The organism is Microbacterium sp. AC215, assembly GCF_979258645.1.
The window spans coordinates 2583609-2595858 of record NZ_OZ409869.1 but is presented as its reverse complement, the minus strand read 5'-3'; the positions used below and the strand labels follow the sequence as shown (position 1 = coordinate 2595858).

8 protein-coding genes are annotated in these 12250 nt (G+C 68.2%); 5 read left to right on the top strand and 3 right to left on the bottom strand.

From position 1 onward, the window contains the following. Positions 1-180: 180 nt before the first annotated feature. The gene (locus tag ACZZZF_RS12650; protein ID WP_463498610.1) at positions 181-1212 is read left to right on the top strand and encodes a LacI family DNA-binding transcriptional regulator; all 1032 of its coding nucleotides are present in this window, start codon (positions 181-183) and stop codon (positions 1210-1212) included. 30 nt (positions 1213-1242) lie between these two features. On the opposite strand, the gene ACZZZF_RS12645 is transcribed toward ACZZZF_RS12650, so the two are convergent. After that, positions 1243-2553, bottom strand: coding sequence for a glycoside hydrolase 5 family protein (locus tag ACZZZF_RS12645; RefSeq protein WP_187249284.1), 1311 nt, complete (start codon positions 2551-2553; stop codon positions 1243-1245). Positions 2554-2765: 212 nt separating this feature from the next. Between ACZZZF_RS12645 and ACZZZF_RS12640 the strand changes: the two genes are divergently transcribed. The 4 genes from ACZZZF_RS12640 to ACZZZF_RS12625 are packed head-to-tail and all read left to right on the top strand — an operon-like array spanning position 2766 to position 9207. After that, a complete protein-coding gene (locus ACZZZF_RS12640; protein ID WP_463498608.1) occupies positions 2766-4067 on the top strand; it encodes an ABC transporter substrate-binding protein in 1302 nt (433 codons plus the stop codon). A gap of 42 nt (positions 4068-4109) precedes the next feature. Next, a complete protein-coding gene (locus ACZZZF_RS12635) occupies positions 4110-4997 on the top strand; it encodes a carbohydrate ABC transporter permease (RefSeq protein ID WP_230100945.1) in 888 nt (295 codons plus the stop codon). After that, positions 4994-5929, top strand: coding sequence for a carbohydrate ABC transporter permease (locus tag ACZZZF_RS12630; protein ID WP_463498605.1), 936 nt, complete (start codon positions 4994-4996; stop codon positions 5927-5929). Before ACZZZF_RS12635 ends, ACZZZF_RS12630 begins: the two co-directional genes overlap by 4 nt. Continuing rightward, on the top strand, positions 5926-9207 hold the full coding sequence (locus ACZZZF_RS12625; RefSeq protein WP_463498603.1) for a GH92 family glycosyl hydrolase: 3282 nt from the start codon (positions 5926-5928) through the stop codon (positions 9205-9207). Before ACZZZF_RS12630 ends, ACZZZF_RS12625 begins: the two co-directional genes overlap by 4 nt. A 19-nt stretch (positions 9208-9226) precedes the next feature. On the opposite strand, the gene ACZZZF_RS12620 is transcribed toward ACZZZF_RS12625, so the two are convergent. Further along, a complete protein-coding gene (locus ACZZZF_RS12620) occupies positions 9227-10435 on the bottom strand; it encodes an endo-beta-N-acetylglucosaminidase H (protein ID WP_463498600.1) in 1209 nt (402 codons plus the stop codon). Between the two features lie 153 nt (positions 10436-10588). Beyond that, positions 10589-12220: a fucose isomerase gene (locus tag ACZZZF_RS12615; protein ID WP_053098049.1), complete on the bottom strand. Its 1632-nt coding sequence runs from the start codon at positions 12218-12220 to the stop codon at positions 10589-10591. Positions 12221-12250: the final 30 nt, after the last annotated feature.

Genomic DNA, 12250 nt, shown 5'->3' with positions numbered 1-12250 from the left:
TCTCCGGGCTCGACGGTGAGTGGTGCATAGGCGGTGTGCGCGACTGGAGCCCGATTCTCGGGCAGGTGCCGACAATGCTATCGGATTTACTAAAGCGATCTAGTAAATCTCGCATCGAGCGTGTCAGACCCCTGTCGTGCGGCTACCGAGCGGCTAAACCGATCAAGTAGTGTGAGGCCCATGACCTCGGCCAAACGCGTCACCATCGCGGACATCGCGCGCATGGCCGGAGTCTCGCCCGGAGCAGTCTCGTTCGCGCTCAACGGACGCCCGGGGGTGAGCGACGAGACGCGCCAGCGGATCCTCGCGATCGTCGAGGAGAACCACTGGCAGCCGAGCTCGGCGGCACGCGCCCTCGTGGGAGCCCGCGCCAACACGGTCGGATTCGCGCTCGCACGTCCCGCCCGTTCGCTGGGCTCCGAGGCCTTCTTCACCGACCTCATCGCGGGCATCGAATCCCGACTGTCGGAGAGCAAGGTCAGCCTGCAGCTGCGGCTGGTCACCGACATCGCCGAGGAGATGGAGGTGCATCGGCAGTGGCGCTCGTCGAACCAGGTCGACGGCATCATCCTCATCGACCCCCGCGACGACGACCCGCGCAGCGACCGGATCGCAGCCCTCGACGCCCGCGCCGTGTTGATCGGCTCCAAGCCCTCACCCGGCGGAGCGGTGCCGAGCGTCTGGATCGCCGACGACGAGGTGGCCGAGACCCTCTTCTCGTACCTCGCCGCGCTCGGACACACCCGCATCGCCTACGTCGCGGGTCCCGCCGAGCTCGAGCACACCCGACTGCGTGCCGAGGTGCTCGATCGCATGGCTGCGGACGGCGTCTCGAGCGAAGTGATCACGACGGACTTCTCCCCCGCGCGCGCATCCGCGGTCACGCGATCGCTGCTCTCCGCGAGGCCCCGCCCGACGGCGATCGTGTACGACAACGACGTGATGGCCGTCGCCGGCCTCCGCGTCGCTCAGGAGATGGGCCGCGCGGTGCCCCGCGACGTGTCGATCGCCTCCTTCGACGACTCCGTCATCGCCGGCCTGATCAATCCGTCGATCACCGCGATGACCCGCGACACGTTCGAGCTCGGCGAGCAGGCCGCGACACTGCTGCTGCAGCAGATCGTCGCCGGGACCAACCTCCCGAGCGCGCAGGGCCCGACGCCGACGCTCACCGCCCGCGAGAGCACCGCCCCGCCGACGGCCGCGTCCTGACGGAGCCCTTCGGCCGCTACGGCGTCGCGCTCAGCCGCTGACGACGGTGTTGACGGAGCCGTAGGGGTCGACACCGCTCGTCGACAGATCAGGACGGATGAGGTGACGGATGCCGCGCGCGGCGAGCGCCGCGTCGTCGCGCACCGTCTGAGACGTCACGAAGGCGGGGTCGAGCCCGCGCTCGCAGGCATCCACCCACGCCTGGAACACGGCACCGCCCGGGCTCAGCGCCGCCCGGCTCACCGGCACCTCGCGCTCGTCGACGTCGACGACGATGGCCGTCTCCCGCTCCGGCGTGGCCGCCCGTTCGCGCAGTTCGGGGATCAGCTCGGCGAACCGGCGGCCGATCGGCTTGGCCGCACCGCTCTGATCGACCAGGCCCAGCGAGTACTCCAGTTCGGGGAAGTCGCCGAGCTCGCGGCTCACATCGTGCGAGCACCACCAGGTCACGCCCCAGAGGTTCTCGGTGCGCACCGCGGATCGCAGGGTCGCCTCGAGGAATCCGGGCATCTCGCTCTCGTCGAGGCAGTTCGACGGAGCGCCGACCTCCTGCAGCCAGACCGGTCGATCCCGATCCGTCGCGAAGGCGCGCGAGAGCTCGATGAGGTACTCGGCGTGGCGGTCGGAGGCGACCGAACGGCCGCCGTAGCGCTGAGCCGTGCCGTTGAAGATCCAGGAGTGGATGGTGGTCATCTCGCCCAGCCGAGACGCGTGCGCGGGCGTGAAGCCGTGCCCGTCCATGTACCAGACCGCGTCGTACTCGCTGTGCACGTGCGAGAGGCCGGGGGCCGCGCCCTCGGCCGCGGAGAGCAGCGACTCGATCCAGTGCCCTGCCTCGTCGATCGTCACGGGCCACGGGGACGGGTGCGTGTGCGCCGAGAACTGGTTCGTCTCGTTGCCGAGCGTCAGGCCGAGGAAGTTCGGCGCATCGCGCAGCGCACCGGCCAGCGTCTGAACGAGGTCGACCTGCCCGCTGAGCGCCTTCGGATCGGTGAACATGTTGCGGTCGTGCCAGGTGTACAACCATGACGGGACGAAGTCGAAGCTCGACAGGTGCCCCTGGATCACGTCGACGCTGACGTCGAGCCCGAACTCGGCGCCGATGTCGACCATCGAGCGGACGTCGTCGATCGCCTTCGGGCGGATCAGAGTACGGTTCGGCTGCAGCACCGTCCACAACGGGAAGACCCGGACGTGATCGAGACCGAGCTCGGCGAGCGCCGCGAAGTCCCTGCGCACATCGTCGGGGGTGAAGTCGAGCCAGGAGTGCATCCAGTCCTTCGACGGCGTGTAGTTCGCCCCGAATCTCAGGCGAGCATCGAGAGCGCGGCGCTGCGTCATGTGTCCGGACCTTTCCGACAGAGCCCTCCGACGAGGACGTGGTCGCACCACTATAACGCTTGAGCAACGGACCGCTACCCGGAATACCGCGGCCCGCCGATGCACGCAGCCTCGAGACCTTGACAGCGACGGGATCGGATGGTTTCATCTGCTAAAGCGTTGTAGTCCGTTCGACGGACACCGCCAATCGCCCGCCTCGAGGAAGAAGCACGATGAAAGTTCCCGCACGCATTGTCGCTCTGGCAACATTCACGATCGGCGCCATGGCGCTCGCCGGCTGCACCGGAGGCGGTGCCACATCCGATGCCGACGGACCGATCGACACCTCCGGCGAGCTGAGCGGGACGATCCAGTTCCAGACCTGGTCGCTGAAGAACGAGAAGTTCACGCCCTACTTCGAAGACCTGATCGACGCGTTCGAGAAGGAGCACCCGGAGGTCACGGTCGAGTGGCTCGACCAGCCGGGCGACGGCTACCAGGAGAAGATCCTGAGCCAGGCGAACGCCGACACGCTGCCCGACGTGCTGAACCTGCCGCCGGACATCGCCTACCCGCTCGTCGCCGCCGGCAAGCTCGTCGACCTCGAGACAGCCGACCCCGACCTGAAGTCGGCATACAACACCGGCGCATGGGATGCCTACAGCCAGTACCCGGGTGTCGACGGCACGTACGGTCTGCCCTGGTACCTGTCCAGCGACGCATCATGGTGGAACCTTGCTCAGCTCGCCCCCTACGGCGTCACCGAGGACAACCTCCCGACGACGGTCGACGAGCTGCTCACCCTCGCCAAGGACGTCGCGACCGAGTCCGGCGGCAAGGTCCAGCTGCTGTCATCGATCCCGGCACTCGACACGTTCACGTCGGCGGGCATGGAGGTCATCAACGACGACGGCGAGTTCGACTTCAACACCGACGAGGCCGCGGCCATCATCGAGAAGTACGCCGACGCGTACGCGGCCGGAGCCATGCCGGCCGAGGCGCTGACCGGCGACTACGGCGGAAACGCCGAGGCGTACATCCAGGAGAAGGTGGCCTTCACGACCGGTGGCACTGGTTTCACGACCGACCTCGCGAAGGACGCGCCCGCGCTGCTCGAGAACACGGTCGCCACGCAGCGACTGGGCATCCCGCCGCTCTACGTGCAGGGCCTGAACGTCTCGGCCGACTCCGACAACAAGGAGGCCGCCCTCGCGTTCGCCGAGTTCGCGACGAACGAGGAGAACCAGGTCGCGTTCTCATCGCTCGCGGTCGGCACCGCTCCCGGCACCTCCGCGGGCGGCGACGCCGTCGTCGAGAACATCTCCTCGTCGATCACCGACGAGAAGCAGCTCTCCGCGATCGACACCGTGTTCACGGCCATGGAAGACGCCAAGGCGATCCCGTTCCAGTGGACCTCCGACATGGCGACGTACATGACCCAGCAGATCGCGCTCGCCGTCAACGGCGAGGCCGACGCGCAGGAGCAGCTCGACAAGATCGTCGAGTACGCCAACGCGAACCGCGTGGACCAGTAAGCCATGAGCGCGCACACCAGCATCCGGAGCCGGAGGACGACCATGCGATCGCACCGGTGGTTCACACCCTGGCTGCTCCTCGGCCCCGCCGTCGTCTGGGTGCTGGTGTTCGCGCTCTGGCCGTTCCTCAACACCGTCTTCCTGAGCTTCACGGACGCACGTCCCCTGCGGACCCCCGAGTTCGTGGGCGCCGCGAACTACGAGCGGATGTTCGGCGACGAGATGTTCTGGAACGCCCTCACCACGTGCATCATCTACGTGGTCGTCTGCGTGCCGTTGCTCACGATCCTTCCCCTGCTGCTCGCCCTGCTCGTGCAGAAGAAGCTGCCGGGCATCGCGTTCTTCCGCACCACCTTCTACTTCCCCGTCATCGCATCGGTCGTCGTCGTCGCCCTGATCTGGACCTGGCTGTTCGACAGCCGCGGCATCATCAACCAGACGCTCGAGTTCCTCGGCCTCGTCGACAAGCCCATGGCGTTCCTCGTCGACCGGTGGCTGCTGCTCGGCTGCGCGATCCTGCTCACGGTGTGGAAGGGTCTCGGCTACTACATGGTCGTGTACCTCGCCGCGCTCGGCAATGTCGGCAAGGAGCTGCACGAGGCCGCCATGCTCGACGGCGCCGGCTCGTTCCGTCGCTTCCTGTCGGTGACGATCCCGTCGGTGCGCGGAGCGATGCTCCTCATCGCGGTGCTCATCGCCGTCTCGGCGATGAGAGTGTTCGCCGAGCTCGACGTGCTCTCCAAGAGCACGGGAGGTCCCGGTGGATACGACATGTCGCTGGTCATGCTGATCCGCCAGGTCGGCTCCGGCCTGAACGGCAACATCGGCTACGCCTCGGCGATCAGCGTCGCGCTGTTCCTCCTCACCCTCATCCCGCTGGCCGCGATCGCCTTCATGAATCGCGAGAAGAAGGCGAAGGTCTCCGCATGAGCACCCTCACTGAGCCCCGCATCGACGACGACCGTCGCCCTGACGATCAGCCGGCTGCGACCACGCGCGAACCCATCTTCCGCCGCCGCGGTTCCGGCGACTTCAGCAAGCCGACGCTCGGCGGGCTCATCGGCCGCTATGCGCTGCTGCTGCTCGTGCTGGTGCTCGTCATCGGCCCGTTCCTCTGGCAGCTCTCGACGTCGTTCAAGGGTCCGCAGGAGAACATCTACTCGTTCCCGCCCAACCTGATCCCCCGCGAGCCGACGCTGCAGAACTACGCCACGGTCGCCGAGATCGTGCCGGTGTACCTCTACGCCTGGCACTCGCTGCTCGTCTCGGTGGGCACCGTCGTCAGCAACGTGGTGCTCGCGACCTTCGCCGGCTACGCCCTCGGATGCATGCGGTTCCGCGGCAAGTGGATCGTCATGGCCATCCTGCTCTCGACCCTGCTCTTCCCCGGCGAGGTCACGGTGACGAGCAACTTCCTCACCATCCGCTCGCTCGGCCTCGCCGACACCCTGTGGGGCGTGTTCCTGCCCGGCGCCATCAGCGCGATGAACGTGCTGCTCGTCGCCACCGCCTGCCGCATGATCCCGAAGGACGTGCTGGACGCCGCGACGGTCGACGGAGCGACGACCTGGCAGCGCATCCGTCACATCGTGTGGCCCAACATCCGCGGCATGGTCTCGGTGGTCGCGATCTTCGCCTTCATCGGCGCCTGGGACGACTACCTCTGGCCCCTCATCGTGCTCTCCGATCCGTCGAAGTACACGCTCACCGTCGGCATGGCCTATCTCAACAGCAGCTTCTCGGTCGACCCGCGCCTGATCGCGGCGGGCACCATGATCGCCCTCGTGCCGATCGTCATCATGTTCTCGTTCACGCAGCGGTTCTTCTTCAAGGGCGTGCAGGAGGGCGCGGTCAAGGGGTGAGCGACGCCCAGCTCACGCCCGCCGACGGACCCGCCGATCCTCCGTCGTCCCGCCCTCTCGCCGGCGTGCTCTGCGGTGAGGTGTTCGCCTACTCGTTCGATCCGTCAGCGGGCGAACAGCGGATCGATGTTCCCGGACTCGCGGACGTCGCGATCAGCCCCGACACTCTGCTGCACTGGGCGTTCTACGCAGACGGCGATGCGGCGACCCTGGCTCCGCATGCCGCCCTCGCGGTGACCGTCGATGTCCGCGGGGACGGCGGCGCGCGGCTCGGCGAGACAGCCGCCGTGCGTGACCGGTACGACTTCGCCATGACCGCCGATGCCCAGTTCGCGGCGCGCTGGAGCATGCCCGAGCAGTGGAACGCCGACACCGTGTCGCTGGCGCCGATGCTCCCCGGCTCGGCCCCGCACACCTCCGCCACCGTCGAGCTGGTGCTCGGCAGCGGATCCCTGGCGGGGATGAGCGGACTGCCGCCGCTCGTCACGGGATTCGTGCAGGTCATGGTCGAGGAGCAGGTCGAGCAGCAGGATGCCGTCGCCGACCCGCCACCGGTCGAGCGAGTGGACACTCGTCGCGGCAGCCACTCGGGCCCGCGCTTCTCGCGTGGCAACACCATCCCCGCCGTCGCCGTGCCGCACGGCTTCACCTTCGTCACCGCGGCGACCGATGCCTCGGACACGCGCTGGCCGTATCGGCCGAGCATCCACGACGATCCACCCGGGCGACGCCTCGAGGCCCTGCAGTTCTCGCACCAGCCGAGTCCGTGGATCGGCGACCGCTCGGTGCTCCAGCTCATGCCGTTCGACGGGCATCCGGCCTCCGAGCGCGCCGCGCGCCGCCGGTGGATCGCCCCGGGCACCGAGCGAGCACGCCCCCACGAGTACGCCGCCGATCTCGGTGATGGTCTGCGCGTGGAGATGACCGCGACGTCGCACACCGCCGCCTTCCGCGTGCATGGCGCAGACACTGACGCGATCGTCGGCTTCGTGATCGATCAGCCCACCGATGACGGCGAGCTGCGCTGGACCGACGGCGACGGCTTCGAGGGGTGGACGCCCGAGGGCTCCGAGGACTGGGGCAACTCTCCCCGCTGCTACTTCGCGGGCGCCGTGCTGCGTGGCGAGGGCGACCCTGCGACGAGTCTGCGCGGCGCCCTCGACGACGACGGACGGGCGCGGGCCGCGGGCTACGTCGCCGGCGACGGGTCGCTCGAGGTGCGCGTGGCCGTGTCGTTCCTGTCGGTGGAGCAGGCCAGGCGCAGTCTCGAGATCGAGTGTCCTCCGGGCATCGCATATGACGAGTTGCGCGCGGAAGCCGCAGCCTCCTGGAACCGGGTGCTGGGCCGCGTGACGATCCCGCCGCTCGACGCATCCGAGACCCCGTATCGCCGATTGGCCGACGAGGAGAATCGGAACCGGATAGCCGCCGCATTGCATCGGATGCATCTGTATCCGAACTCCGCCGCCGAGAATGCCGGCACTGCAGAGGCGCCGCGGCATCGCTTCGCCGACGTGTTCGCCCCACGCGCGCCGTTCGGGGAGAGTGAGACGAGCGCGCCGATCGTCGACGGCGAGCTCATCGTGAACAACGGCTATTGGGACACCTATCGCACCGAGTGGCCGGCGCTCGCGCTGCTCGATCCCTCGCTGACCGGCAGGCTGCTCGACGGCCAGCTCGAGCAGTACCGTCGCGGAGGGTGGATGGCGCGGTGGAGCGCGCCCGGATATGTCGACAGCATGGTCGGCACCTCCAGCGACCAGATGTTCGCCGATGCCGCCCGGTGGGGCGTGGCGTTCGACCGCGCGGAGGCGTTCGAGAGCGGATGGCGCAACGCCTGCGAACCCGGGCCCGATGCGCGACGCGGCCGCAAGGGCATCGCACGCGGACGCTTCACCGGCTACATCTCGTCCGAGGTGCCGGAGGGCATGAGCTGGACCGTCGAGAACGCGGTGAGCGACGCGTCGCTGGGCCGGTTCGCCGAGCGTCTGGCCCTCGAAGCCGAACGCGCAGCCGCTCCCGGCTCCGACCGCGATGCCGCTCGCTACCGTTCGTTCGCCCGCTATTTCGCCAACCGAGCACGGTCGTATCGCATACTCTTCGACTCGGAATCCGGGTTCCTCCGCGGCAGGGATGCCGACGGCGACCTCGCCCCCGAGTTCGACCCGCGCACCTGGGGAGGCGACAACGTCGAGACGAACGCCTGGGGCATGTCGGTGGGCGCCGTGCACGACGGCGCCGGCCTCGCCGCGCTGCACGGCGGACGTGGGGCCTTCGGACAGCACCTCGACGCGCTCTTCGCCGAGCCGGAGACCGCCGACGAGCGATTCGGCGGGGCGTACGGCACCGTCATCCACGAGCAGCGCGAGGCGCGGGCCCTGCGCTCGGGCATGTGCGCGATCTCGAATCAGCCCGCCCATCACATCCCCTTCATGTACGCGTTCAGCGACCGGCCGTGGCGAGCCGGCGCGATCGTGCACGAGCTGGCCGGGCGTCTCTTCGCAGGCGCCCACATCGGACAGGGCTTCCCCGGCGACGAGGACAACGGCGAGATGAGCGCCTGGTGGCTGTGGGCCGCGCTCGGTCTCTACCCGCTCGAGCTCGCGTCCGGCGTGCTGCGGATCGGCTCGCCCCTCGTCGACGACATCCGCGTCGATCGCGCGGACGGCCGCTCGCTGCGCATCCGCTCTCATCGCCGAGAGCCGGGAGCGCACGTGCTGCAGCGTGCCCGGCTCGACGGGGTCGACCTGCCCAGGGCCGAACTTCCCGTCGACGCCCTCGCCGGGGACGCCCTCGTCGGGGACGTCGAGCTCGAACTGGTCTTCGGAACCGAGCCCGCGGATGCTCTCGAGACGGGTGAGCGGATGACGGATGAGATCGCGCCCTGGTGCCGCGATCTCACGGCAGACACAGGAGGCGTCATCGCGTCGGCATCCGTCATGGATGCGGACCGCCTGTTCGACGACGGCGACCCGAGCGGTTCGAGCGGCGTCGTCCTGGCGGCGGGCGAATGGGCAGGGTGGCATTTCGCCGAGCCGCGCGCGGTCTCCGATCTCACAGTGACGATGGCCACCGGCGCCCCGTCGTCTCGGCTGCGATGGGAGATCCTCGACGCGGACGGATGCTGGGCGGCGGCTCCGACCACCTACGACGCGGAGCTCCCGGCCGATCGCACGACCCCGTTCGAGCTGGTGTCGCGCGTCGTGACCCCGGCGATCCGCCTGCGAGCGGATGCCGAGGTCACGATCCGTCAGATCGAGGTCTTCGACCTCGGGTGATGGCCTCGAGCGCGGGTCGTCACTTCGACAGGACGAACGAGAGCTCGGTGACGTTGCCGGCGACGTCGACCACCTGCAGCGTGTTCTCCCCCACGACCGCACCGAAGACACCGGGCTTCACGAAGTTCAGGTCGCTCCACGCGTTGTCCGAGAGGTCCTTGACGACCCCGTTCACGGAGAGCCGGTCGATCTTGCCTTCGTCGAAGAGCTTGTAGCTCACGCGCTGGTAGCTGCCGTCGGTCTCGACCTTGGTGAATCGCGCGCCGTCCTTGATCGTGACGGTCGGCGAGGTGGTGTCGCGAGGCGCCGCCCGGTACTCCGTCGCCTCGCCCTTCAGCGCCTCGGTGATGCCCGAGAGATAGGCCGACTGATCGGTCGCGGTGAGGTTGTAGGCGACATAGACGCCGTAGCCGTCGGCGACCGTGCGGGTCGCGAAGTCCTCCGCCGTCGCGGCGCTCGTGTTCGAGAGGTCGATCGCCGCTGCCCCGAGTCGGGTGCGGTCCTCCAGCCCCGGAACGGTGGGCGCGTCATAGGTCGGGTAGTACGGGTTCCAGGCGTAGTCGAGCACGCCGGCCGCGTCGAACAGCGTGAAGTCGGTCGTCGTGTAGCTCGGACCGATCGCATACAGACTGATGATCTTGTCGGGTCCGAGACGGTCGCGCAGCGCCGTGGCCAGCCATCCGAACGACTGCGGGTTGGGCTGCGGGGTGCCGTTCGCCCCGTATTCGGTCCACTCGTCGTCGAAGTCGATGCCGTCGAGACCATAGGTCGTCACGGCGTCGGCGAGCTGCGCGGCGAACGCATCCGCCTGCGTATAGGAGGTGAAGTTCGCGAATCCCGCACCCTGATGGTTGCCGAGCACCGAGAGCAGCACCTTGGTGCCGTTCTCCTGCACCGGACGGATCTGCGTCTCGGCGTCGTCGAGCGTCTCGGTGACCCGCTCGTTGAAGTGCAGGTACGCCTTCTCGCCGTCGTAGTTGATGTTGGCGGCGAAGATCATGGCCATGTCGATGGCGGCGTCTCCGGACTCGGCAAGGGTGTAGTCGGCGACGTTGGCTAAATCGTTCGAGTTCACCTCGACGTACACGGCGAGCTGCGGGTCGACCGGCTCGGTCGTGTCGGCGGCGGCACCCGTGGTTCCGGCGAGCATGCCGGCAGCAGCGGTGGCGAGCACTCCGAGACCGGCGATGCCCTTTCGGAACCGGTGATTCCTGACGTTCTGGCTCATGACTGATCGTCTCCTTCGGCGTCGTTGTCGAATCCGGTCGCGCCGTCGCGACCTCTCGCCGACTATAGCGCTTAAGTGATGTGACGGGAAGGCAGAGAAGAAGGGGCGGATGCCGCAGCATCCGCCCCTTCTCGACCGCCTGGATCCCTCCGCTCAGATGGTCACATCTCCGACGAGATTGACCTGGATGCCCATGCCCGCGAACATCGCGGCCTTCGCGATCAATGCCTTGTCGGCCGTCTCGGCGTCGGGCGCATAGACGAGCTGCGCGTGGTTGGCCTTGTGGCGGGCCATGAACTGGTCGCGCGAGATGCCGTGCAGCACGACGTGCGCGATCGGCCACTCCGGGTTCGTGGCATCCTTGCGTCGCTGCGTCTCCTCCGCAGGCAGCTCCACCACGGAGGCGCGGAAGATGTCGGCCTGCAGGATGCCGTCGGCGATGAACACGCGCGACAGCACGATCTCGCCCGGCTTCGAGACGCCGTTGATCGTGGCGCCGCCCGCAGGGAAGAAGACGTGACCCTGTCGCCAGCCCTCGGCGTTCTGCCATCCGCCGAGATGCGAGGCGGGCACCGAGCCCGAGATCTCGTAGACCCAGACGAACTCTCCGTCGAAGTCCTCGCCCCAGCGCACGTCGTGCAGGGTGTTGTCGGGCACCAGACCCATGGCGCGCCAGACGCGGTCGGTGACGAGGGCGTCGACCGCCACCCCTTCGTCAGCCTCGTTGAAGTGCGGGAAGGCCCGGCCGTCGTGCAGCACGCGCGAACCGTCGCGAGAGGTGACGGGAGGGCGCTCGGTCGAATTCAGGATGCCCTCGGCGAGGTCCGATGCAGGGACGAGGTCCTTCAGGCCCTGCTGGTACTGGATGCCGACAGCGTCGAGCCCGAAATCGTCGGCGATGCGGAGTGCGGCGATATACATCTTCAGCTGCCACTGCACCTGCTCACGGGTCAGCTCGGTGGCGGCATCCTCGCCGTAGCGGAAGGTCATGCCGGCGTCGATCAGCCAGTCGTAGGCGGCATCCGCCTCATCCTCGCCGACCTCGAGCATCTCGGCGTACAGCGCGGACTGCGAGAGGCGCTCCTTGTAGATGCCCGTCTGGTTGAGCAGCTCGTCGTCGAAGATCGCGTTGTACATGCCCATGCAGCCCTCGTCGAAGACGCCGATGATGGCCTTCTCGGCGCGCAGCTCGGCGGCGAGCGCCTCACCCAGCTGCTTCTCGGGGCTGTCCGGCAGCTCGGGCAGAGGACGCACATGCGAGGCGTCATGGGTGATCGACCCGGTCTCCGTCCACTCCCTGATGCCGCTCGTGAACCAGTCGTCGGTGAAGTCGACCGACCAGATCGTGGAATAGGGCTTGCCCATCTTGGTGAGGCCGGCGTTGAGGCCGAGGAGTCCGACCAGGCCGGGCCAGTCCCCGGCGAAGTTCGCGACCGTGAGGATCGGCCCCTCGTGGGTGCGCAGTCCTGCGAGCACGTGGTGCGAGTACTGCCACACGGCCTCGGCGACGATCAGCGGAGCATCCGTCGGGATGTTCTTGAAGACCTCGAGGCCCATGCGCTGGCTCGAGATGAAGCCGTGGCCGGTCTCGGGATCGACGTCGTTGGCTCGGACGACGCTCCAGCCGAGCTGTTCGAAGACGCCGGTGACGCCCGCTTCGAGTTCGACCTGCACGGGCCAGCCGCCCGTGTTCGCGGCTTCGCGCAGGTCGCCGGAGGCGATCAGGTACGCGGTCTTCGGCGCGGACACCGGTCGGGATGCCGTCGTCGGCAGGGTATAGGTCATGACTCGCGTCCTCCTTGATCGCACGTGTCC

Excerpts from the sequence above, each read along its gene's own strand:
- ACZZZF_RS12640 (WP_463498608.1), top strand. The coding sequence starts at position 2,766 with ATGAAAGTTCCCGCACGCATTGTCGCTCTGGCAACATTCACGATCGGC.
- ACZZZF_RS12650 (WP_463498610.1), top strand. The coding sequence starts at position 181 with ATGACCTCGGCCAAACGCGTCACCATCGCGGACATCGCGCGCATGGCC.
- ACZZZF_RS12620 (WP_463498600.1), bottom strand. The coding sequence starts at position 10,435 with ATGAGCCAGAACGTCAGGAATCACCGGTTCCGAAAGGGCATCGCCGGT.
- ACZZZF_RS12645 (WP_187249284.1), bottom strand. The coding sequence starts at position 2,553 with ATGACGCAGCGCCGCGCTCTCGATGCTCGCCTGAGATTCGGGGCGAAC.
- ACZZZF_RS12630 (WP_463498605.1), top strand. The coding sequence starts at position 4,994 with ATGAGCACCCTCACTGAGCCCCGCATCGACGACGACCGTCGCCCTGAC.
- ACZZZF_RS12635 (WP_230100945.1), top strand. The coding sequence starts at position 4,110 with ATGCGATCGCACCGGTGGTTCACACCCTGGCTGCTCCTCGGCCCCGCC.
- ACZZZF_RS12615 (WP_053098049.1), bottom strand. The coding sequence starts at position 12,220 with ATGACCTATACCCTGCCGACGACGGCATCCCGACCGGTGTCCGCGCCG.